Annotated in this window: 19 protein-coding genes; 13 read left to right on the top strand and 6 right to left on the bottom strand. The window is 63.2% G+C overall.

What is annotated here, in order from left to right; genetic code table 11:
• Positions 1-54 precede the first annotated feature (54 nt).
• Positions 55-1,176, top strand: coding sequence for a peptide chain release factor 2 (gene prfB / locus BM151_RS05705; RefSeq protein WP_090058779.1), 1,122 nt, complete (start codon positions 55-57; stop codon positions 1,174-1,176).
• Between the two features lie 61 nt (positions 1,177-1,237).
• On the opposite strand, the gene BM151_RS05700 is transcribed toward prfB, so the two are convergent.
• A complete protein-coding gene (locus BM151_RS05700) occupies positions 1,238-2,854 on the bottom strand; it encodes a Na/Pi cotransporter family protein (RefSeq protein WP_177213030.1) in 1,617 nt (538 codons plus the stop codon).
• A 284-nt stretch (positions 2,855-3,138) separates the two neighbouring features.
• Between BM151_RS05700 and BM151_RS05695 the strand changes: the two genes are divergently transcribed.
• The 6 genes from BM151_RS05695 (at position 3,139) to BM151_RS05670 (ending at position 9,142) form a co-directional block, all read left to right on the top strand.
• Entirely contained in the window at positions 3,139-3,588 is a 450-nt protein-coding gene (locus tag BM151_RS05695; protein ID WP_090058773.1) for a YeeE/YedE family protein, read from the top strand.
• Position 3,589: 1 nt separating this feature from the next.
• Positions 3,590-4,033 carry a DUF6691 family protein gene (locus tag BM151_RS05690; protein ID WP_090058771.1) on the top strand — a complete coding sequence of 148 codons (444 nt, stop codon included), beginning with the start codon at positions 3,590-3,592 and terminating at the stop codon, positions 4,031-4,033.
• A 73-nt stretch (positions 4,034-4,106) separates the two neighbouring features.
• Positions 4,107-4,997: an MBL fold metallo-hydrolase gene (locus tag BM151_RS05685; protein WP_090058768.1), complete on the top strand. Its 891-nt coding sequence runs from the start codon at positions 4,107-4,109 to the stop codon at positions 4,995-4,997.
• Positions 4,998-5,087: 90 nt separating this feature from the next.
• Positions 5,088-5,501: a protein tyrosine phosphatase family protein gene (locus BM151_RS05680; RefSeq protein ID WP_090058766.1), complete on the top strand. Its 414-nt coding sequence runs from the start codon at positions 5,088-5,090 to the stop codon at positions 5,499-5,501.
• A gap of 111 nt (positions 5,502-5,612) precedes the next feature.
• Entirely contained in the window at positions 5,613-7,289 is a 1,677-nt protein-coding gene (locus BM151_RS05675; RefSeq protein WP_090058764.1) for a bifunctional protein tyrosine phosphatase family protein/NAD(P)/FAD-dependent oxidoreductase, read from the top strand.
• Between the two features lie 80 nt (positions 7,290-7,369).
• Entirely contained in the window at positions 7,370-9,142 is a 1,773-nt protein-coding gene (locus tag BM151_RS05670) for a SulP family inorganic anion transporter (RefSeq protein WP_090058762.1), read from the top strand.
• A gap of 85 nt (positions 9,143-9,227) precedes the next feature.
• Here the strand turns inward: BM151_RS05670 and BM151_RS05665 are convergent, their stop codons facing one another.
• A complete protein-coding gene (locus tag BM151_RS05665) occupies positions 9,228-10,115 on the bottom strand; it encodes an EamA family transporter (protein ID WP_090058760.1) in 888 nt (295 codons plus the stop codon).
• Between the two features lie 107 nt (positions 10,116-10,222).
• Here BM151_RS05665 and BM151_RS05660 point away from each other — a divergent pair, with 107 nt between their 5' ends.
• The gene (locus tag BM151_RS05660) at positions 10,223-10,750 is read left to right on the top strand and encodes a MarR family winged helix-turn-helix transcriptional regulator (RefSeq protein WP_090058758.1); all 528 of its coding nucleotides are present in this window, start codon (positions 10,223-10,225) and stop codon (positions 10,748-10,750) included.
• Here the strand turns inward: BM151_RS05660 and BM151_RS05655 are convergent.
• The 4 genes from BM151_RS05655 to BM151_RS05640 all read right to left on the bottom strand — a co-directional run bounded on the left by BM151_RS05655 (position 10,747) and on the right by BM151_RS05640 (position 14,482).
• Positions 10,747-11,490: a phosphotransferase enzyme family protein gene (locus tag BM151_RS05655; RefSeq protein ID WP_090058755.1), complete on the bottom strand. Its 744-nt coding sequence runs from the start codon at positions 11,488-11,490 to the stop codon at positions 10,747-10,749. The genes BM151_RS05660 and BM151_RS05655 overlap by 4 nt on opposite strands.
• Positions 11,487-12,809, bottom strand: a complete 1,323-nt coding sequence (locus BM151_RS05650; protein WP_090058753.1) for a TRAP transporter large permease — start codon at positions 12,807-12,809, stop codon at positions 11,487-11,489. The genes BM151_RS05655 and BM151_RS05650 overlap by 4 nt, the downstream gene beginning before the upstream one ends.
• Complete coding sequence (locus BM151_RS05645; RefSeq protein ID WP_090058749.1) at positions 12,806-13,336, bottom strand: TRAP transporter small permease; 531 nt, start codon at positions 13,334-13,336, stop codon at positions 12,806-12,808. The genes BM151_RS05650 and BM151_RS05645 overlap by 4 nt, the downstream gene beginning before the upstream one ends.
• 123 nt (positions 13,337-13,459) lie before the next feature.
• Complete coding sequence (locus tag BM151_RS05640; protein ID WP_090058747.1) at positions 13,460-14,482, bottom strand: LacI family transcriptional regulator; 1,023 nt, start codon at positions 14,480-14,482, stop codon at positions 13,460-13,462.
• A 211-nt stretch (positions 14,483-14,693) separates the two neighbouring features.
• Here BM151_RS05640 and BM151_RS05635 point away from each other — a divergent pair, with 211 nt between their 5' ends.
• From BM151_RS05635 to BM151_RS05615, 5 genes are all read left to right on the top strand, one after another.
• Positions 14,694-17,108: a beta-mannosidase gene (locus BM151_RS05635; protein WP_090058744.1), complete on the top strand. Its 2,415-nt coding sequence runs from the start codon at positions 14,694-14,696 to the stop codon at positions 17,106-17,108.
• Entirely contained in the window at positions 17,105-17,791 is a 687-nt protein-coding gene (locus BM151_RS05630; protein WP_090058743.1) for a D-lyxose/D-mannose family sugar isomerase, read from the top strand. The genes BM151_RS05635 and BM151_RS05630 overlap by 4 nt, the downstream gene beginning before the upstream one ends.
• A 70-nt stretch (positions 17,792-17,861) precedes the next feature.
• Entirely contained in the window at positions 17,862-18,905 is a 1,044-nt protein-coding gene (gene mgrA / locus BM151_RS05625) for an L-glyceraldehyde 3-phosphate reductase (protein ID WP_090058740.1), read from the top strand.
• Between the two features lie 90 nt (positions 18,906-18,995).
• On the top strand, positions 18,996-19,829 hold the full coding sequence (locus BM151_RS05620) for a TolB family protein (RefSeq protein ID WP_090058738.1): 834 nt from the start codon (positions 18,996-18,998) through the stop codon (positions 19,827-19,829).
• The gene (locus BM151_RS05615) at positions 19,819-21,159 is read left to right on the top strand and encodes a cytochrome-c peroxidase (RefSeq protein ID WP_090058735.1); all 1,341 of its coding nucleotides are present in this window, start codon (positions 19,819-19,821) and stop codon (positions 21,157-21,159) included. Before BM151_RS05620 ends, BM151_RS05615 begins: the two co-directional genes overlap by 11 nt.
• Positions 21,160-21,334 lie beyond the last annotated feature (175 nt).

The raw sequence follows: 21,334 nt of genomic DNA, 5'->3' as shown, positions 1-21,334 counted from the left end.
TTGCCGCGTATCTCTCTGCGAACTTCCGAAAAGACCCAAGACAGGTGATGTCCCGTGCGCGCTGAAATTCAGAATATCGTGGCCAAGATCGAAAAATCCGTGGCGCTCTTGAAACAGCGGATGGATTGGGAGACTGCGCCGCATCGCATGGAAGAGTTCAATGCGATGATCGAGGACCCGACGCTCTGGGACGATCAGGAACGCGCCCAGAAGCTGATGCGTGATCGTCAGCTCCTGATGGATGCGATGAAGACCGCCGAGAACCTCGAAACCGATATGAAGGACAATATCGAGCTGATCGAGCTGGGCGAGATGGAAGAGGACCAGGAGGTCATCACCGAGGCCGAGGAGGCGCTCAAGGCCCTGGGCGAGACCGCCGCCGAGAAGGAGCTCGAAGCGCTTCTGGACGGTGAGGCCGACGCCAATGACACGTTTTTGGAGATCAACGCCGGCGCCGGCGGCACGGAGGCCTGCGACTGGGCCTCGATGTTGCAGCGCATGTATGTCCGTTGGGCCGAGAAAAAGGGCTACACGGTCGAGCTGCAATCCGAGGAAGCCGGCTCCGAGGCCGGGATCAAATCCGTGGCCTACAAGATCTCCGGTCACAATGCCTATGGCTGGCTGAAATCCGAGAGCGGCGTGCACCGTCTGGTGCGGATTTCGCCCTTCGGCAAGGGCACGCGCGAGACCTCTTTTGCCTCGGTCTGGGTCTATCCGGTGGTCGATGACAATATCGAGATCGAGGTCAACCCGGCCGACATCCGCATCGACACCTATCGCTCCTCGGGGGCGGGCGGTCAGCACGTCAACACCACCGACTCGGCGGTGCGGATCACCCACGCGCCGACCGGCATCGTGGTGACAAGCTCCGAGAAATCGCAGCACCAGAACCGCGACATCGCCATGAAAGCGCTGAAATCGCGGCTCTATCAATTGGAGCTCGAGAAACGCTCCGCCGCGATCAACGAGGCGCATGAGAACAAGGGCTCGGCCGGCTGGGGCAACCAGATCCGCTCTTACGTGATGCAGCCCTATCAGATGGTCAAAGACCTGCGCACCAATCACGAGACCTCGGATACCCAGGGCGTGTTGGACGGCGATCTCGACAAGTTCATGGCCGCGACTCTCGCCATGGATGTGGCGGGCAAGTCCCGCGCCGATGCACAGGGCGACTAAGGGTGACCAAGCGCGACTAAGCGTGATTAAGGGCGACCAAGCGCGCCTTTGATCCCGCGGTCTAATCCGTCAGAACATCCATCGCCGCTTCGCGATGCGGCGAGGCGGGGGCACGGCCTTCCTGCAGTTTCACCATGTGAAAGCTGATCCGCCAGAGGTGATAGCTCACCCGGTGCAGCCAGCGCATCGCCTCGAGCCTCAGACTCAGGGCCTCTGCCGGCATGCCGCTCCTTGCCGCGCGTGACATGGTGTCGATGCGATAGATTTCGCGTTGGCGCCGCATCAGGCGCCTGAGCTTTTTCAACCGGCTTTCGGTCGCAGTCAGCCCGTCTTCGGTCTCGCAGCGCGCCGCGACATCGGCGAGCACCCGGCTCAGCCGCCGCAGCCGGTGCTCCTTGCCCAGTTCGGCGATCGGATCATCCTGCATGCAGCGAAAATGCAACCGGTCCAGGTGATCGAGAATATGCAGCATCGAGGCGCGCTGTGCCGCCCGGGCTGCGTCATCCTTGCCTTGTGGAATGGCATCGATGAAGCCGCGCAGCTCGGAAAGCGCCTCGCGCAGGCTCCTCAGACGCGCCTCGTCGGTGCGCGAAGGTTCCGGGTCACGCACGCGCAGCGCCAGATCGGCGAATTGTGCGCGGACCAGCCGCTCCAGCGTCCTGTTGGCAGTCTCGAAGGCCAGCGCGGGATCGCTCAGCAATTCCTTGCCAAGTGCGGCGGTGAGCGCCGATCCCTTGTCGCGCACCAGCACCGTGACCAGCCGGGCAAAGGGCCGGGTGAACGGCAGGATCAGCACCACCCCGAGGATGTTGAAGCTGGAATGAAAGGCGACGAGCGCGATCTGCGGATCGAGCTGCAAGCCGGGCAGGGCGATGAGCGCGCTGTAAGGGGTGAGCAGGAAAAACGCCATCACACCGGTCAGCAGATTGTAGATCACATGCGACAGCCCGGTGCGCCGCGCCGCCACCGAACCGCCCAGAGAGGCCAGCGCAGCGGTCACCGTGGTGCCGACATCCATACCGATCACCATCGCCATGGCCTGTGGCAGGTTGATCGCGCCGGCGCCCAGAAGCGCGAGCGCGGTGGCGACACCGGCGCTCGAGGATTGCGTCAGAATGGTGATCAGCGCGCCGAGCAGGATCAGGGCGAGACGACCGAGGAGACTGTCTTGTGGAAAATCCGCAGGGGTGATCAGCCCCTCGAACCCTGCGAGGCTCGATTTCATCACCTCGATGCCCAGGAACAGAAGCGCGAATCCCGCCAGCGCCATGCCGGCGGATCTGAGACGCGGGCCGCCGAACATCCGGGCCAGGGCGCCGAGAAAGATCAGCGGTAGGGAAATCTCGCCGAGATCGAGCTTGAACCCGAGGATGGCGGTGATCCAGCCGGTCGCGGTGGTGCCGATATTGGCGCCGAAGATGATGCCGAGCGCCTGCGGAAAGCTCAGCAACCCGGCGCTGACAAAGCCGACGGCGGTCACGGTGGTGGCGCTCGAGGATTGGATCAGCGCCGTGCTCACCGCGCCGGTCATCGCGCCGCTCAGAGGCGTGCGGGTAAAGCGCGCCAGGGCGCGGCGCAGGGCCGGGCCGGCCAGCTCCTTGAGACCATCGGTCAGCCAGATCATCCCGAACAGGAAAAGACCGACGCCGCCGAGCGCGTTTACGATATTTACGAACATGGCTCTTACTATTCTGATCTCAGAGCATTTATTCAAGCCACAGATATACAAGTACAGACGCCCGCCAGGCACAATTCTCATCGCCGGTTTCAGACCGGGTCTCATACCAGGCGCATGAGCGGGAAACCGCATTTCATCCGGCGCTCTGTGACAAACTCACCGACAGCGCGGCGCCGACCCGCATAGGTTGTTCTTTAATCAAGCGGTCAAACCGCATTTAAGAGGAAACGCACAATGACGATCTGGACCCACATCCGGGCCCTATTCTTGGGAGGGCCTTCACAATGATCACGGAAATCGTTCCGACGGAGTTTACACCTTTCGCCTCGCTGTTCGGTGGCATGCTGATCGGCACTGCCGCGGTGCTTCTGATGGCCTTTCAGGGCCGGATTTTCGGTGCGACGGGGATTCTGGCCGGGTTTCTGACCCCGGCGAACTCGTCCGACTGGGCCTGGCGCGCGGTTCTGCTCGCCGGCATGGCGACCGGACCGCTGCTCTATGCGCTGTTCACCGGGCATTTCCCGGCGGTCAATGTGCCGGTCACCTCCAGCGCGCTGATGGTCGGCGGTTTCATCGTCGGCATCGGCGTGAGCTATGGCTCCGGCTGCACCTCCGGCCACGGGGTCTGTGGCATGTCGCGCCTGTCGCCGCGCTCGATCGTCGCGACGCTGAGCTTCATGGCCGCCACCGCGGTGACCGTCTATGTCATCCGCCACGTGATCGCAGGAGAATAAGATGAAACTCATCCTCACCTATGTGATCGGCCTGATCTTTGGTCTCGGAATTTCCATGTCCGGCATGGCGAACCCTGAGAAAGTCCTGAATTTCTTCGATTTCTTCGGCGTTTGGGACCCGTCCCTGATGTTCGTGATGGGCGGTGCCGTGACCGTGTCCTTCTTTGGCTACCGCTGGCTGTTCAAACGCTACGAGACCCCGGCCTTTGAGCCGAAGTTCATCGTGCCGACCTCGCGCGTGATCGATGCCAAACTGGTCGGCGGTTCGCTGGTCTTCGGTGTCGGCTGGGGCATTGCCGGCTTCTGCCCGGGCGGGGCGCTGCCGGCGCTCGGCACCTTCGATCCGGCGGTCTGGGTCTTCTTTGTCGCACTTGTGGCCGGGATTTTCGCGGCCAAATTCATGATGAGGTTTACGGCGTCCCGCGTGGCGCGCCGTGCCACCTGAGCAAACTGACACGCGGCGCAAGCCGCAAAGGGCCGGGGCTTCGGTTCCGGTCTTCTACAGAGGAGAAAGCAATATGGCGTCCAACTACCCCGTCGACATGTCGGTGAAACCCGACGTAAAGGCGTTTTTCGACCCGGCCACCTGGACCATTTCCTATGTGGTCAAGGACCCGGCCTCCGATGCCTGCGCTGTTGTCGACAGCGTCATGGACATCGATTACGCCGCCGGTCGGATCACCTATGAATCCGCCGATGAGATCATCAAGTACATCAAGGAGGAAGGTCTCAAGCTCGAGTGGCTGATCGAGACCCATGTCCATGCCGACCACCTCTCGGCCGCGCCCTATATCCAGGACAAGCTCGGCGGCAAGATCGGCATCGGCGAACATATCGTCACGGTGCAGGAGACCTTCGGCAAGGTGTTCAATGAAGGCACCGAATTCCAGCGCGACGGCTCGCAATTCGACCGCCTGTTCAAGGATGGCGACACCTACACGGTGGGCGGCATGACCTGTTTCGCGATGCACACCCCGGGTCATACCCCGGCCTGCATGGTTCACACCATGGGCGACGCGACCTTTACCGGCGACACGCTGTTCATGCCCGACGGCGGCTCGGCGCGGGCCGACTTCCCGGGCGGCGATGCCGGCATCCTTTACGATTCGATCCAGAAAGTGCTGGCCCTGCCGGACGAGATGCGTCTCTTCATGTGCCACGATTACGGCCCCAATGGCCGCGACATCGAATGGGAAACCACCGTTGGCGCCGAGAAGGAGAACAATATCCACGTCGGCGGCGGCAAGTCGAAAGACGATTTCGTCAAGTTCCGCACCGAGCGCGACGCACAACTGGCCATGCCGCGGCTGATTATCCCGTCTTTGCAGGTGAATATGCGTGCTGGCGAGTTGCCCCCGCCGGATCAAGATGGCAAGACCTTCCTGAAAGTTCCGGTGAACGGTCTTTGAGGCATTTCTTCTGATGTCGCGGGAACCGTCCTCCGGGTCGTCCAGACCCAAAGGGCAGGGCGGTTCCACGCACATCAGGAGAGCCAAGAGATGGAATTCAACAAGATCAACGACGCGATCACCGCAAGCGATCAAATCACCCCCGAGGATATCGCCGTGATCAAGGAGAAAGGGTTCAAGACCCTGATCTGCAACCGCCCGGATATGGAAGTGGCCGACAGCCTGTCTTCCGATGTCATGGCAGAGGCCGCCAGGGCCGCCGGTCTGAATTTCGTCTACCTGCCGATCATGCCGGGTCAATTCACCCCGGACCTGATCGAGGAAACGACACGGGCACTGGCCGAGCTCGAGGGCCCGGTCTTTGCCTATTGCCGCTCCGGCACCCGTTCGACCACCGCCTGGGCGCTGTCCCGCAAAGGTCTGATGGAGGCCGATGAGGTGATCGGCCAGGCCGCTGGGGCCGGCTATGACATGACGGGTCTGAGACCCTACCTGGCGGGATAAGAGGGCATCTGCGTCTCTTATGTCCCGCCCAAACGCGCCAAAGGCGCATTCGGTTTTCGGGACACGACCGGCAAGGGTCCGGTGCGCGCCCAATCGCGAGGAGACGCATAGATGGAACTTAAGAAGATCACCGACGGGTTGTCCGTCTCGGGACAGATCCAGCTTGAAGATATTGCCAAGCTGAAGCGGCGCGGGTTCCGCGCCGTGGTCTGCAACCGCCCGGATGGCGAAGCATCGGATCAGCCGACCCACGAGGAAATGGCCGAGGCCGCCGCCGCCGAGGGTCTGGAATTCCGCTACCTGCCGGTGACCCCGGGGATCGTGACCGAAGAGACCGCCACCGCTTTCCGTCAGGCGCTCACCGAATTGCCCGGGCCGGTGTTCGGCTATTGCCGTACCGGCACGCGCACCACCACGCTGTGGTCTCTGGCCATGGCCAAGGAGAAATCCGTGGTCGATATCCTGGCCGCCACCAAGGCGGCGGGCTATGACATGACCGGCGTGGCGCGGCGCATCGCCAATGGCGGCGTCACCCCGACGGATTCGGTCGAGGATGCCAAGTTCGATGTGGTCGTGGTGGGCGGCGGTGCCGCCGGTGTCGCCGTGGCCTCGTCGCTGAAATCGCGTAAATCCGATCTCGAGATCGCCATCATCGATCCGGCGGATATCCATTACTACCAGCCCGGCTGGACCATGGTCGGGGCCGGCGTGTTCGAACCCTCGACCACTGCCAAGACCATGGGCTCGCTCATTCCGCGCGGGGTGCATTGGCTCAAATCCGCCGTTGCGGCTTTCGAGCCGAAGAACAACGCGGTGATCCTCGATGGCTGCCGGGTTGTGAAATACGACCGCCTCATCGTCTGCCCGGGTCTGAAGCTCGATTGGGACCGGATCGAAGGGCTCACCGAGACGCTTGGCAAGAACGGCGTGACCTCGAACTATCGCTATGACCTCGCGCCCTACACCTGGGAACTGGTGAAGGGGCTCAAGGGCGGCAAGGCCGTGTTCACCCAGCCGCCGATGCCGATCAAATGCGCCGGCGCGCCGCAAAAGGCGATGTATCTTTCGGCCTATGAATGGGAACAGCAGGGCGTGTTGAAGAACATGGATATCCAGTTCATGAACGCCGGTGGTGTGCTCTTCGGCGTCAAGGATTACGTGCCCGCGCTCGAAGGTTATGTGAACCGCTACGGCATCGATCTGAACTTCTTCCACAATCTCAAATCGGTCGACGGCGCGGCGAAAAAGGCCACGTTCACGGTGGCCATGCCGGACACGGATCCCTCCGAGATCACCGTCGATTTCGACATGCTGCATGTGGTGCCGCCGCAGGTCGCGCCCGATTTCATCCGCGTCTCGCCCTTGGCTGATGCCGCCGGTTGGGTCGATGTCGATCAGGTCACGCTGCGCCACAAGGAATTCGACAATATCTGGTCGCTGGGCGATGTGATGAACGCGCCGAATGCGAAAACCGCCGCGGCCGCGCGGTTCCAGGCCCCCGTGGTGGCCGAGAATGTCGCCGCCGATATCGACGGCAAGGGGCCGGAAGCCGCCTATAACGGCTATGGCTCCTGCCCGCTGACCGTCGAGAAGGGCAAGATCGTTCTGGCCGAGTTCGGCTATGGCGGGGTGCTTCTGCCGTCCTTCCCGAAATGGGCGCTCGACGGCACCAAGGCAACCCGCAAGGCCTGGTGGCTCAAGGAACAGATCCTGCCGCCGGTCTATTGGAAAGCCATGCTGCGCGGCAAGGAATGGCTGATCAAACCTGAGAAAGTCGCGGCCAAGTAAGCCTCGAAAACACATGGGCAGGGGGGCGGTCAAACGTCCCCCTCATCTCCTCCCGCCCGCATACAGAAAGGACAGAACCGGTGTCGTTCGATCCAAAGAGCCTCAAGCGCTACCTCCCCATTCTCGACTGGGGCTCGAAATACAATTCCTCCACCTTCGCCAATGACGGTATCGCCGCGATCATCGTGACGATCATGCTGATCCCGCAATCGCTGGCCTATGCGCTTCTGGCCGGCCTGCCGGCACAGATGGGGCTTTACGCCTCGATCCTGCCGCTGGTGGCCTATGCCATTTTCGGCACCTCGCGGGCGCTTGCCGTCGGCCCGGTGGCCGTGGTGTCGCTGATGACCGCCTCGGTCGTGGGCAACATGGCGCTTCAGGGCACGGCGGAATATGCCGCCGCGGCCATCACACTCGCCTTCCTGTCGGGGCTGGTGCTCCTGGCGATGGGGATTTTCCGCTTGGGCGTGTTCGCCAACTTCCTGTCGCACCCGGTGATTGCCGGGTTCATCACCGCCTCGGGCATTCTGATCGCCGCCTCGCAGGTCAAGCATATCTTCGGCATCTCTGCCGGCGGGCACACCCTGCCGGAACGTCTGATCGGGCTCTGGGAGAATATCGGCAGCACCAATTTCTTCACCCTGGTGATCGGTGTCGCCGCGACCAGCTTCCTGTTCTGGGTGCGCAAGGGCCTCAAGCCGCTCTTGCTCGAGAAGGGCGTCAGCCCGCGCATGGCCGATATCGCCGCCAAGGCCGGGCCGGTGGCCGCAGTTGTGGTGACCACGCTTCTGACCTTTGTCCTTGGCCTGCACAATCACGGCGTCAAGATCGTCGGCGAAGTGCCGCGTGGCCTGCCGCCTTTGACCCTGCCGAAATTCTCGCTCGATGTCTGGGGCCAGCTGTTCGGCGCCTCGATCCTGATCTCGATCATCGGGTTCGTGGAATCCGTCTCTGTGGCGCAAACGCTCGCCGCCAAGAAACGCCAGCGCATCGTGCCGGATCAGGAACTCATTGGTCTCGGCGCCTCGAACATCGCCGCCGCCGTGTCGGGCGGCTATCCGGTTACCGGCGGTTTTGCCCGGTCCGTGGTGAATTTCGACGCCGGTGCCGAGACGCCCGCCGCCGGGGCTTTCACCGCCATTGGCATCGCGCTCGCTGCGTTGTTCCTGACGCCGCTTCTGTATTTCTTGCCGGTGGCGACGCTGGCCGCGACGATCATCGTTGCCGTGCTCAGTCTCGTGGATTTCTCCATCCTCAAGACCACCTGGGGCTACTCGAAAGCCGATTTCGCCGCCGTGCTGGCGACGATCCTGCTCACTCTGGGCTTCGGTGTCGAAACCGGCGTGTCTTCGGGCGTGATCCTGTCGATCGGCTTGCATCTCTACAAGACCTCGCGGCCGCATGTCGCCGAGGTTGGTCTGGTGCCGGGCACCGAGCATTTCCGCAACATCAAGCGCCACGAGGTGCTGACCAAGCCGGAGCTGGTGACCATCCGCGTCGATGAGAGCCTGTATTTCGCCAATGCGCGTTTCCTCGAGGATTATATTCTCGACCGCATCGCGGACGATCAGGCGATCAAGCACATCGTGCTGATGTGCCCGGCGGTGAACGAGATCGACACCTCGGCGCTCGAGACGCTCGAGGAGATCAACCGGCGCTTGTCCGACAGCGGCATTCAGCTGCACCTCTCCGAGGTCAAAGGCCCGGTGATGGACCGTTTGCAGAAGTCACATTTCCTGCATGATCTGACCGGTCAGGTCTTCCTCAGCCAGTTCGCGGCGATGAAGGCCTTGGGCGATGTCACCACACCGCCGCCCGCAACTTCGGCTCCGAAACCGATCGAGGCGGCCTGAGCGCCCGCGACAGAGACCGACAAACGAACGCCCTCCCGATCCGGGAGGGCGTTTTTGTTTGGACCGGGTTGGAAGAGGGGCTGCCTCAGGCCGGTTTGAACCTTGGTCGCGCGGTCCGGGTCTGGGCATATTGCCCGAGCCAGACCGAGCCCAGAACCAAGGCCATGCCGAGCATCTGTAGCGGCGACAGGGTCTCATGGGCGATGAACACGCCCAGAAGCACCGCGGTCACCGGGCTGAGAAAGCCCAGCGGCGCGACCCGTTCCGGCCCGATTGTGGCGATGCCGCGAAAGAACAGGAAATAGGCCAGCGCGCCGCCGATCAGCCCGAGAAACAGGAAGCCCGAGACATTGGCCAGCGTCAGCGGCGGCAGCGGCGGATCAATGGTGAGCGCCAGCGGCAGGAGCAGCACACCGCCGGCGATCAGCTGCCAGGAGGTGAAGACCAGTGCCGGGGCGTCGGGTGCCCATTTGCGGCTCATCACCGTGCCCGTGGCCATCGACAGCGCGCCGATCAGCGCGGCGATCACCCCGGTCGCGTCGAGTTGCGCCTCGGGCGAGAGCACGAGACAGGCGACGCCGAGAATGCCCGCCAGCCCGGCCACCACCGCCAGCGGTCGGATCGGGTTTTGCAGGGCAATGCGCGCCAGGATCAGCACGATCAGCGGCTGGGTCGCGCCCAGGGTGGCGGCAACCCCGCCGGGCAGGCGATAGGCGGCGATGAACAGACAGGTGAAGAACAGGGTGAAATTCAGCGCGCCCAGGACCAGAAGCTTCGGCACGAAATGGAGCGGCGGCAGACGGCGCAGGAAGAGCAGCAGCAAAAGACCCGCGGGCAGGGCGCGCAGCAGCGCCACGGTGATCGGCACGCCCTCGGGCAAAAGCCGCGTGGTGACGAGGTATGTGGCGCCCCAGATCGTGGGGGCTAGGGCGGTCAGCGCGATGTCGCTGCGCTTCGGGTCTGTGCGTGACATGGTCATGTCCTTTCGGGAACGGTCTTATGAGGGGCGGTTGTTATCTTGACGTCAAGATAAATCGTTAAATCTTGACGTCAAGATAATTTGCTGACAGGTATTTATGCATGGATGCACAGAACAGCACAGATCAGGGGCTCTCGCTCGACGAGATTCGCGCCCAATGGGCCAGCGAACGGCCCGACTTGGACACGGCGCCGATGGGGTTGATCGGTCGGATGGGGCGCGTCGCGCGGTTGTTGAGCCGCGAGATGGACGCGACCTTTGCCCGCCACGGGCTCAACGCCGCGAGTTTCGATCTTCTGGCGACCCTGCGTCGCGCGGGGCCGCCCCATGCGCTCACCGCCGGCGAGCTGATGGCCCGGATGATGATCACATCGGGCACCGTGACCAATCGCATCAACCGGCTGGAAACGCAGGGGCTGGTGGCGCGACGTTCCGACAAGGAGGACGCCCGCCGTGCCATCGTCGGGCTGACCGAGACGGGGTTTGCCCTCATCGACCGCGCCGTCGAAGATCATGTGGCCACCCAAAAACGCCTCACCGAGCTGTTGAGCGGCGAAGAATTTGCCCAGCTCGACGGGCTTCTGGAGAGCTGGCTGGGGCGGTTGAGCGAGGCGGGCAAGGACGGTTAGATCCGGCGTTCCAACACCCGCGCGACGATCCGTGCATGCTCCGGTTCGATCTCCCAGCTGCACGCGACTTCCCAGGCCAGCGCGGCGGTCTTTTGTGCCGCCGTGGCGTCCGCCGGATGCGTGCGGATCAGGTCGAAAGCGCGGTGATCGACCCGCGCCTCATCCCAATCGAGCAGCGCCGGGCCTGTCTCCGAATGGATCAGATTGCCGGCTGTGAGATCGCCATGGATCACGCCGTTCGGGCTGTCCGGGCCGTCTGATCCCGCGAGACCCTGCCAAGCTTTGCGACAGAGCTGTGCGAGTTCGACGGGCAGGGCGGAGAGGGTGACATCGCCACCGCTGTCCATGGCCAGAAGGTCATGAGCGGCGGCAAAGCCGGGGCGTTGCGGCAGGCTGGTCGTCGCAGCGTGAAAGGCGTCGATCCTTTCCGCGATCTGTGGCAGCTCGTCGGGTTGAAACGGCCGGCCCTCGATCAGCGGCTCACAGGTCCAGCCCTCCGCCACGTAGCGCCCGTCCAACGCCGGGATCGGCGCGGCGACGCTGAGGCCCGCCGCTTGGGCAGCGCCGAGAACCGGCGAGAGCCAGCGGATCTGCGCCTCATCGCGGCGGGTGGATTTGAACACCAGATCGCGGGACAGCTCCGAGGTGCGGAACACCGCGTTGCGATGGCCGCCGGACAGCGGCTCCAGGGGCGCGTCGATGCCCCAGAGATGGATCGGCGGCAGCTTCCCAGCGGTCAATAGATCAGCCTTACCAAGCCCAGTGTCAGTACTGGGAAGGCCACGAGTAGCGCCACACGGATCAGATCGGTGATCACGAAGGGCAGGGTGCCCTTGAAGGTCTCTGAGATCGGCACCTCCGGGTCGAGCGCGTTGATGATGAACAGGTTCATCCCGACGGGGGGCGTGATCAGCCCGACCTCGACCACGATCAGCACGATGATCCCGAACCAGAGACCGAAGTCTCCGGGCGGCAGGCCGAAATCCAGCCCCGACATGATCGGATAGAGAATGGGCACGGTGAGAAAGATCATCGACAGGCTGTCCATGATGCAGCCGAAGGCGAGATACATCGCGAGCACGGCCAGAAGCAAAAGCCAGGGGCTGAGGCTCAGCCCCCCCGCCCATTCCGCCGCCGCCATGGGCACGCCGGAGAGCGCGAGGAAATTGTTGAAGATCTTGGCACCGATCAGGATGAGGAAGATCATGCCGGTGGAGGCGGCGGTCTCGAGAATGGCCTCGCCCATGCCGCGCCAGCTGAGCCCGCCAGAGAGCAGGGCGACGAGCCCCGTGCCGGCGGCGCCCACGGCGGCGGCCTCTGTGGGGGTGAAAATCCCGAGATAGATCCCGCCGACCACGGCGGCGAAGATCACCAGAACCGGCCAGACCCTGGCCAATGCGGCGAAACGTTCCGACCAGGACGCCTTGTCGCGCTGGCCGCAGCTGTCCGGGTTGAGCCGCACGTAGAGCGAGATGCAGAGCATGTATCCGAGTGCGGCGAGGATGCCGGGCACGAAGGCGGCAACGAAAAGCTTGGCGATATTCTCCTCGGCCAGCATGGCGTAGATCACCAGAATGACCGAGGGCGGAATGAGGATGCCCAAGGTGCCGCCCGCCGCCAGGGCGCCGGTGGCCAACCGGCCGGAATAGCCGTAGCTCTTGAGTTCGGGCAAGGCCACCTTGCCCATTGTGGCGGCGGTGGCGAGCGAGCTGCCGCAGATCGCGCCAAAGCCCGCGCAGGCACCGACGGCGGCCATGGCAACCCCGCCCTTGCGATGGCCGAGCCAGGTTTCCGCCGCCTTGAACAGCCCGGAAGACATGCCACCCAAAGTGGCGAAATGCCCCATCAACAGGAACAGCGGGATGATCGAGAACGAGTAGGACGAGAACTCGCCATAGGTGAGATGCTTGAGCTGGCTCAGCATCATCACCGCATTGCCATTCAGAAGATAGGCGCCGCCAAAGCCGGTCACGGCCATGGCCACCCCGATCGGGATGCGCAGGAAGATCAGCAGAAGCAGGATGGGAAAGGACCAGAGACCGATCTCGAGACGGCTCATGTCAGACTCCCTTCCTGCGTTGTGCCGAGGGTCAGGCCGCGGGCAGAGCGCAGCACGCAGAACGCGGCGACCAGCACGGCAACCGTCATGGCCGCCATGGCGGCGCGGTAGCCCCAGACCATGGGGATCTGCAGGATGAAGGAGGTCTCGCCATAGGCCCCCTTGTCGAGCATGCCGAGCCAGAGCCGCCAGGCGATCACCACGCTCACCGCCAGCATCAACAGATCGCCGATCAGATCGAGCGCCCCGTTGAGACCCGGGGCGCGGGCAAACAGCGGTTTGAACAGATCGACACGGGCATGCGCCCGGACATATTGCGCATAGGGCAAGGCGGTGAAGACGGCAAAGCCGATGCCGAATTCCACCAGCTCGATATCGCCCGGCACCGGGCCGAGCCCCAGCCCATCGAGTGCCCGTCCGCTGACCGAGACACAGGTCATCCCGATCACCGCGACTAGGCCCGCGCCACCCGCGAGCGCGGTGAACCGGGCCAGCGCGCCGATGGCATGTGAAAGACGTTGATACATATGAGTTCCCTCGCGCTCCCTGAGCCGCCGGTTGCCGTCCCGGCGGGTTTAGCGTGCCAGCGCCACAGGTCAACCCGGCGCGCGCCGCAACCGGATGTCACGGGCTGACCGGAGACACGGGGATCAGCACTGCGGCGGCGCCCCCATCGGGTCGTCGTATCTGGCGGGATGCAGGTCCTGCAGTGGGCGCAGGTCGGGCGTGTCGATGGCCCGGATCGCGGCGCGGGCCAGCCCGTCGCCGGCCCGGATGACATCCTCATGCAGCGCCAGGGTCTCGGGCCGGAATTGCCGCAGAAGCGGCAGTGCTTCCTTGGCGAAAACATCGATGTCCTGCGCCAAGCGTCGGCCGAGGGCTTCGGCGGCATTGATCGCCGCGATTGCCCCCATGGGCGAGGCACAGAGGATGCCGTCGATCTCGGGGTGCGTCGCGAGTAGGCTCTGAACCGCCTCGGTGATCTGCGCCGCCGGGCTGTCAGACGTGACGCCCACGATCGGCACGAGCGTCAGACCATATTTGGCGGCGGCCTCTTTCGCGCCGTGACGAACCTCCATGCCGTAGAACTGATCTGCCGGCGGGGCGATGAGCATCACCTGTTTCCGGCCCCGGTGTGCCAGCGCCTCCATCCCGAGCGCGGCAAATCCGTGATTGTCGAAATCGCACCACGGGTGGTCCTCGGCCCAGATCGTGCGGCCATGGGTGGCAAAGGGAAAGCGCTTTTCCATCAGATAGGCGACGCGCGGGTCCTCGCGCCGGGTCTGGTTGAGGATCACCGCATCGGCGGATTGCGTGTCGACGATCATTTTCAAAGGCGCCATCAGATCGCCCCGGGGCGCATAGGGGGTGACCACAAGGTGATAGCCGGTGCCCGTCAGCCCCTCGGCCACGGCGGAGATCAGCTGCGCCGTGTGGTTCATGATATCGGGTTCGGTGGTCAGCAAAAGCGAGATCACATGGGTCTTGCCGGTGCGCAGACGCTGACCGGCGCGGTTCGGGAGATAGCCGATCTGATCGGCCACGGCGCGCACCCGGACCTTGGTCCTTTGCGCGATATCCGGCGCATCGTTGAGGGCGCGACTGACCGTCGCAATGGTCAGCCCGGTGATCTGTGCAATCGTCTTGAGCGTCGGACGGGGGGCGTCTTCCATGACGGCGGTGTCCCTTTGTGGGCGAATCGAGAGCTGATCGAAATTACCGACAGTGTCGCCCGCCGCGGCGCCCGGGTCGAGAGGCGCGGGCGCAACGCCGCCTTGCGGATAAGTCGGATATATTCTGCCCCGGATGACTTGTTTGCGCAAACAAAAGCGCTTTACTGTGGCGCTGCCGGAAAGACGCCCGGAACGAAGAGAGGTGAAACCGATGTCTGTAGAGTTGAACCAAGGCTGGGGTTTCGCCGATGCGGCGGGGGAGCATGCGGTCATGCTCGATCTGCCATTCGACTCGGTTTCCGCGCTGTTTGAGGCCGGGATCTCTCCCGAACCCTATGCCGGCCGCAATGCCGAGGCGCTGCGCTGGATTGCCGAGCGCGACTGGCTGCTCAGCCGGACCGTGGTCCTTGAGGACATCGCGGTGGAGCTTGTGGCCGTTGGGCTCGACGGTGTGGTCGATGTGCTGGTGAATGGCCAGCATCTGCTGACCGCCGATAACGCGTTTCGGACCTGGCGGATCGATCTCTCGGAGGTGGCGCGGATCGGCGAGAACGAGATCTCGCTCCGGTTTCGCTCGGTCATTCGCGAGGCGCAGGCGCGCCAAGACGCGCAGCCGCGCTACGTGCCCTATCACAAGGGCAATTGCCCGATCCCCAACATCAACATGCTGCGCAAGCCGCAATGCGATTTCGGCTGGGACTGGAACCCGGCGCTGGCGCCCTTTGGTGTCACCGGCGGTCTCAGGATCGCGCCGCGCGCCGCGCCGAGGATCGCGCATCTCCGCGTCGATCAGGAGCATCATGACATCGAGAGCGAAAGCGTCTCGCTCACGGTTACCGCGCAGTTTGAGAATGTCCCGGATGGCACGCAGGTGGACATGCGATTTGCCGACCGGAGCCGGCAGACGGAAGTTCTCGGCGGACGGGCTGAGGCGAAGTTCTTCGTCGAAATTCCCGAGTTCTGGTGGCCCGCAGGACAGGGCGCCCAGCCGCTTTACGATCTCGATGTGACCTGCGCCGGCGCGACCGCCCACCGTCGGATCGGGCTCCGGCGGATCGAGCATCTGACGCTCAAGGACGATCAGGGCACGGGGTTCAAATTCCGCGTCAACGGCCGCGATGTCTTTGCCAAGGGCGCGAACTGGATCCCGGCGGAGGCGCTCTCCGGCCGGATCAGCCGCGACAAGGTGCGCGATCTCCTGCAATCGGCGGTGGAGGCCCATATGAACATGATCCGGGTCTGGGGCGGTGGCCGCTATGACCCGGACTGGTTCTATGATCTCTGCGATGAGCTGGGCCTGATGGTCTGGCAGGATTTCATGTTCGCCTGCAATCTCTACCCGACAGATGACGCCTTCATCGCGAATGTCGCCGAGGAGGTGCGGGAACAGGTCGAACGGCTCTCCCATCATGCCTGTCTGGCGCTCTGGTGTGGTGACAATGAGATCATCGGCATGCTCGAGGAATTCCCCGAGGCAAAAGCCAATCGCGATCATCATCTCGTCGCCTATGATCGGCTCAACCGTCACATCGAAAACACGCTCAAAGCCATTGATCCAAAAGCAAATTGGTGGCCGTCCTCGCCCTCTCTGGGGGCGATGGATTTCGGCGACGCCTGGCATGACGACAGCTCCGGCGACATGCATGTCTGGAGCGTCTGGCATGAGAACAAACCGTTTGCGGCCTATCGCGACGTCGCGCCGCGCTTCGTTTCCGAATTCGGCTTTCAATCCTTCCCCTCGCTGCCGCTGATCGACGACTATCTCGGCGATCGCAATCTGTCGTCTCCGGCGATGGACAGCCACCAGAAGAATGTCGGCGGCAATGCGCGGATCATCGCCACGATGATGCGCGAGTTTCGCCTGCCGGAGCGGATGGAGGATCTGGTCTACCTGTCGCAGCTGCAACAGGGGCTGGCGCTCAAGACCGCCATATCGGCCTGGCGGGCGCAAAAGGGCCGCTGCTGGGGCACGCTTTATTGGCAGCTCAACGACACATGGCCCTGTGCCTCCTGGTCGACGCTCGATTACGGTGGCGGCTGGAAGCTTTCGCATCACATGGCACAGCGCTTTTATGCGCCGATCTTTGTCGCGGTTGTGCCCGGAGAGTCCGGAGACTCCTTCAAAATTATCAATGATTTCGGTGAGAATATTGATGTGACGGTGCAGGTGGCGGCGGTGAATATGGCAGGCGCGGCCCGACCGCTCGCCGATGCGGTGATCTCGGCCTGGCCGTCGAAAGCGCTGGAGCTGTTCGAACTGCCCGCCGGAACGCTGCGAGAGGATGAAATCTACGTCTACACATGGCAATACGACGGGCCGGAGGGCGTCGCCGGAGGTGGTGATTTCCACTGCCCGCGCCCCTGGAAGGAAAATGACCTTATGAATCCTGGTATTGATATGAATATCAAGGAGAAAGATGGCGTGTTTGACGTCACGCTGGAGGCCGGGGCGCTGGCGCTTTTCGTCACGCTCGAAGCCGATCAGCCCGGTCGCTTCTCCGGCAATGCCATCTCGCTTTTGCCGGGGCTTCCGGCAAAGATCACCTTCACCCCGGATCAGACTGATACACCAGTGAATTTCTCGATCCGGGATCTCTATTCCGCCTGCTATGGAGGCCAAAAATGAAACGCTCCACCGTCAATGACATCATCCGCGAGTCCGACGCGTTCATGCGCTCTTTCGGGTTCATCATGCCGCCCTTTGCCTATCTCGATCCGGAGGCTTTGAAGGCCCGGGTCAACAGCGATGGCGCGATGATCCGTGATCACATGCTGGGCTGGGACATCACCGACTATGGTCAGGGCGATTACGAGAACCTCGGGCTGTTTCTGTTTACCGTGCGCAATGGCAATGCCGCCAATGTCGCGCGGGGCATGGGGCCGCTCTATGCCGAGAAACTGCTGATTTCGGAAGAGAACCAAATCAGCCCCATGCATCATCACATCAAGAAGACCGAGGATATTATCAACCGCGGCGGCGCCACGTTGGTGCTTGAGCTTTGGACCCGTGCCGAGGACGGCACGCTCGATCCCGCCGCCCCGGTCGAGGTGATGACCGACGGGCAGATGCGGGTTTTGCAGCCCGGGGAACATCTGGCGCTCGCACCCGGCGAGAGCGTCACGCTCGAGCCCTGGCATTGGCATGCCTTCTGGGGCGAGGGCGGCAAGGTGCTCATCGGCGAAGTGTCCAATGTGAACGACGACCGTACCGACAATATTTTCCGCGACCCCATTGGGCGGTTCTCGTCCATTGACGAGGACGAGGCGCCGCTCCACCTTCTGGTGAGCGATTACGACAGCTGGCTGTGACGCCGGCAGACTGTCAGGACCTGGCTGTGACGCCGGCAGACTGTCAGGACAGAGAGCAAGGGAGGATATCATGAGCTATACACCCGCCGAGGACCGGTATGAAAAAATGGTCTATCGCAAATGCGGCAACTCGGGGCTGAAACTCCCCGCCGTGTCGCTGGGGCTCTGGCACAATTTCGGCCATGACACGCCGCATCAGGTGAAACGCGACATCCTGCGCACCGCCTTCGATCTCGGCATCACCCATTTCGATCTCGCCAACAATTACGGCCCGCCGCCGGGGAGCGCAGAAGAGGCGTTCGGCGAGATCCTGAAGACGGATTTCCACGGGCTTCGCGATGAGCTGATCATCTCGTCGAAGGCCGGCTATGACATGTGGCCCGGCCCTTACGGCGAATGGGGGTCGCGCAAATATGTCATGGCCTCCTGCGATCAGTCGCTCAAACGCATGGGCGTCGATTATGTCGATATCTTCTATTCGCACCGGTTCGATCCCGAGACGCCGCTCGAGGAAACCATGGGGGCATTGGACAGCATCGTGCGTCAGGGCAAGGCGCTCTATGTCGGGATTTCGTCCTATAACACCCAGCGCACCCGCGAGGCGGTGGCGATCCTCAAGGATCTCGGCACGCCCTGTCTGATCCATCAGCCGAGCTACAATATCCTCAATCGCTGGGTCGAGCGCGACGGGTTGAAGGACACGCTCAAGGACCTGGGCGTCGGCTCCATCGCGTTTACGCCGCTGGCCCAGGGCCTGCTCACCGGCAAATACCTGCATGGCGTGCCCGAGGGCTCGCGCGCCACGCAAGGCAAGTCGCTCGACCCGCATCTCCTGTCGGATCACGCCGTGGTGTCCTTGAACAAGCTCAACGAGATCGCCGAGGCGCGCGGCCAGACCCTGGCGCAGATGGCGATTGCCTGGGTGCTGCGCGAAGAGGGGATCACCACGGCGCTCATAGGCGCCTCGAAGCCCTCTCAGGTCGTCGATTGCGTCGGTGCCATCGGCAATCTGGAGTTCGCCCCCGAGGAGCTTGCCGCCATCGATGCCGCCGCCGATGTCGACAATATCAACCTCTGGGCGCGGTCGTCCGAAGGCCGCGGCGAGCAGGCGTAACCATCGGGGTAAGCGCTTGTGATTTAAGTCATTGGCGCGCCCCTCCCGGCGGTATAGCCTGATCGGGACACCTTTTGAGGGAGGGGCCGAATGGCGGCATGGGTATCGCGTCTGATGATCTACGATCTCGATGAGGGGAGCGCTTTCCCCGTGCTCGAGACGGAGCACGAGATCGCCGCGCCGAACTGGACGCCGGACGGTTCGGCGCTGGTCGTCAATGGCGAGGGCAGCCTGTATTGGGTCGAGCTGGACGCACCGGAACTGTTGGAAATCGACACCGGGCTCTGCATCAAGCTCAACAATGATCATGGCATTTCGCCGGATGGCGAGGTGCTGTATTTCTCCGACCACACCTTTGGTGGCGGGGCGCAGATCTGGCGTCAGGATCTCGGCTCAGACGAGGACCCTGTCAAGGTGACACAAAAACGCCCGTCGTGGTATCATGGGATTTCACCGGACGGGCGGATGATCTGTTACACGGCGGTGCGCGAGGGGCTGTTCGGGATTTACACCTCCAAGCCCGACGGGGCACAGGAGACCTGTGTCATCGAGGGCGCGCATCATTACGACGGGCCGGATTTCTCGGCGGACGGGGACTGGATCTGGTTCAACTCGGATCGCACCGGCGCGTCCGAGCTGTGGCGGGTGCGGCCCGATGGGGCGGATCTCGAACGGATGACCGAAGATGGTCTGGTCAACTGGTTCCCGCATCCTTCACCGGATGGCGAACATGTGGTCTATCTCGCCTATCCCGAAGGCACGATCGGCCATCCGCCGGGCATGCATGTGGCGCTCAGGCTCTGGTCCGCCAAGGACAAGCCGGTGGCAACATTGGTCGAATTGACCGGCGGGCAGGGGACCATCAATGTTCCGTCCTGGTCGCCGGATGGGAGGGCTTTCGCCTATGTCGAATATGCGTCCTGATCTGATCTTTCTGGCAATGCTGGCGAGCGTGCCCGTTGCGCGTCCCGCCGCCGCTGTTGATCTTGCGACACTCGAGCTGCCGGCGCCGGTGACGGATGGCGATTACATGGCGGTGACGCCGGGCGAGGTGGCGCTTGGCCAGCTGCTGTTCTTCGATCCGATCCTCTCGGGCAATGAGAATATCTCCTGCTCTACCTGTCACCATCCGCGTCTCGGCACATCGGACGGGCTGTCTCTCGGCATGGGTGAAGGCGGGCACGGGTTGGGGCCGGACCGCGTCGCCGTGGCCGACAACATGCCCGAGGACCGGGTGCCCCGCAACGCACCGGCGCTCTACAATCTGGGGGCCAGGGAGTTCACCCGCATGTTCCATGACGGGCGGGTCGAGATGGTCGATGGTCGTCTGCGTGTGCCCATCGAGGACCCGTTCTTTGAGACGGTCTCCGGCGTTCTGGCGACGCAGGCGGCCTTTCCGGTGATGTCACCCGACGAGATGGGCGGGCAGGTCAGTGAGAACCCGCTTTCGAAAGCCATTCGTCAGGGGCGGTTTTCCGGCGAGGGCGGCGCCTGGGATCTGATCGCCAAACGCGTCGCCGCGATCCCGGAATATCAGAGCCTGTTCGAACGGGCCTATCCTGAGATCGCCTTTGGTCGCCCGATCTATTTTGCCGATATTTCCAACGCGGTCGCGGCCTTCATGGCGTTCGAATACCGCGCCGATGACAGCGCATTCGACCGCTATCTGCGTGGCGATGAGGCGGCCTTGTCCGATGCCGCCAAGGCGGGCATGGCGCTGTTCTATGGCGAGGCGGGCTGTTCCAGCTGTCATTCCGGGCCGTTCCAGAGCGATCAGGGTTTTCACGCCATGGGGCAACCGCAGCTGGGTCCGGGCAAGACATTGGATTTCGAGCGCGGCCATCGCGATGAGGGGCGGTTCCGGGTGACCGGCAAGGCCGAGGATCTCTATGCTTTCCGCACCCCGAGTCTCAGGAATGTCACCCTCACCGCGCCCTATGGCCACGCCGGTGCCTATAGCGACCTCAGGGCCTTCGTGGTGGCGCATCTGGCGCCCGGGGATGCGCTCATGCATTACGAGCCGATCCACGCCACCCTCTCCGATCTGCCGCCAGAGGTGGCGGAGAAGGATTGGGATGTGATGGGCAATGAGGCCGATGTCGCAGCGATCCTTTCGGCGATCGAGGTCGAGGACCGGACCTTGGCCGCGGACCAGATCGACGCGCTGATGGCCTTTTTGGCAGCGCTCGAAGACGATCCGAAACGGCTCGGTATTCCCGAGAGCGTGCCTTCGGGGCTGGATTTCGAGAAGTGAGGCGGGGCGGTTGCTGCGCGGCTAAGGGGCTGCTTTGAGCCCATGGCGGACGTTGGGAACATCGCGCAACCGCCCGGAACAGCCACGAAGTGGCCCGGGCGTGCGCCGGACCGTCCCGGCGGTCAGGCGCATTTGTCATCCCCGTGCAACGGATTGATCTTTATCGGATTTGGCT

The organism is Celeribacter neptunius, assembly GCF_900113955.1.
Lineage (GTDB): Bacteria > Pseudomonadota > Alphaproteobacteria > Rhodobacterales > Rhodobacteraceae > Celeribacter > Celeribacter neptunius.
Note: the sequence above shows the minus strand (reverse complement) of the source record. Positions and strands in the feature narration are given on the sequence as shown.

What these genes read in the sequence shown, in the direction of transcription:
- BM151_RS05700 (WP_177213030.1), bottom strand. Translation starts at nt 2,854, where the DNA reads ATGTTCGTAAATATCGTAAACGCGCTCGGCGGCGTCGGTCTTTTCCTG.
- BM151_RS05695 (WP_090058773.1), top strand. Translation starts at nt 3,139, where the DNA reads ATGATCACGGAAATCGTTCCGACGGAGTTTACACCTTTCGCCTCGCTG.
- BM151_RS05690 (WP_090058771.1), top strand. Translation starts at nt 3,590, where the DNA reads ATGAAACTCATCCTCACCTATGTGATCGGCCTGATCTTTGGTCTCGGA.
- BM151_RS05685 (WP_090058768.1), top strand. Translation starts at nt 4,107, where the DNA reads ATGGCGTCCAACTACCCCGTCGACATGTCGGTGAAACCCGACGTAAAG.
- BM151_RS05680 (WP_090058766.1), top strand. Translation starts at nt 5,088, where the DNA reads ATGGAATTCAACAAGATCAACGACGCGATCACCGCAAGCGATCAAATC.
- BM151_RS05675 (WP_090058764.1), top strand. Translation starts at nt 5,613, where the DNA reads ATGGAACTTAAGAAGATCACCGACGGGTTGTCCGTCTCGGGACAGATC.
- BM151_RS05665 (WP_090058760.1), bottom strand. Translation starts at nt 10,115, where the DNA reads ATGTCACGCACAGACCCGAAGCGCAGCGACATCGCGCTGACCGCCCTA.
- BM151_RS05660 (WP_090058758.1), top strand. Translation starts at nt 10,223, where the DNA reads ATGGATGCACAGAACAGCACAGATCAGGGGCTCTCGCTCGACGAGATT.
- BM151_RS05650 (WP_090058753.1), bottom strand. Translation starts at nt 12,809, where the DNA reads ATGAGCCGTCTCGAGATCGGTCTCTGGTCCTTTCCCATCCTGCTTCTG.
- BM151_RS05645 (WP_090058749.1), bottom strand. Translation starts at nt 13,336, where the DNA reads ATGTATCAACGTCTTTCACATGCCATCGGCGCGCTGGCCCGGTTCACC.
- BM151_RS05640 (WP_090058747.1), bottom strand. Translation starts at nt 14,482, where the DNA reads ATGGAAGACGCCCCCCGTCCGACGCTCAAGACGATTGCACAGATCACC.
- BM151_RS05635 (WP_090058744.1), top strand. Translation starts at nt 14,694, where the DNA reads ATGTCTGTAGAGTTGAACCAAGGCTGGGGTTTCGCCGATGCGGCGGGG.
- BM151_RS05630 (WP_090058743.1), top strand. Translation starts at nt 17,105, where the DNA reads ATGAAACGCTCCACCGTCAATGACATCATCCGCGAGTCCGACGCGTTC.
- mgrA (WP_090058740.1), top strand. Translation starts at nt 17,862, where the DNA reads ATGAGCTATACACCCGCCGAGGACCGGTATGAAAAAATGGTCTATCGC.
- BM151_RS05620 (WP_090058738.1), top strand. Translation starts at nt 18,996, where the DNA reads ATGGCGGCATGGGTATCGCGTCTGATGATCTACGATCTCGATGAGGGG.
- BM151_RS05615 (WP_090058735.1), top strand. Translation starts at nt 19,819, where the DNA reads ATGCGTCCTGATCTGATCTTTCTGGCAATGCTGGCGAGCGTGCCCGTT.